Source organism: Desulforhopalus sp. IMCC35007, from assembly GCF_005116575.1.
GTDB lineage: Bacteria > Desulfobacterota > Desulfobulbia > Desulfobulbales > Desulfocapsaceae > Desulforhopalus_A.
This window is the reverse complement of record NZ_SWCN01000094.1, coordinates 1-339: the sequence shown is the minus strand read 5'-3', so window position 1 is coordinate 339 and position 339 is coordinate 1. Positions and strand designations below refer to the sequence as shown.

The window sequence follows — 339 nt, the reverse complement described above, 5'->3', positions numbered from 1 at the left end:
TAAAACCAAATCATCTGGTCAAAAACTAGTCGGCAAAAACCTGTAGCATCTGATTGCAATCCATTTTCAGTTTCAAAGATCAATAAACCTTCAGCAACCCGAAGTTGCGAAGGGCAGGGGAGTAAAAACACCCCAAAGGATCATGACGATCCCTCAAAACTAAATAACAACAGCAAACGAGGTTAATCCCCAAAACAGGTTTTGTGTACACTTGTTCTTACAAGATGTAAGAAACCGGTAACACTCACTGTATCATCCTTAAAAAGGAGGTGATCCAGCCCCAGGTTCCCCTAGGGCTACCTTGTTACGACTTCACCCCAGTTACCAATCATACCTTGG

1 rRNA gene is annotated in these 339 nt (G+C 42.8%); it reads right to left on the bottom strand.

Going from position 1 to position 339, the window contains the following annotated elements:
- Positions 1-262 precede the first annotated feature (262 nt).
- Positions 263-339, bottom strand: a 16S ribosomal RNA gene (locus FCL48_RS24760); the annotation flags it as partial.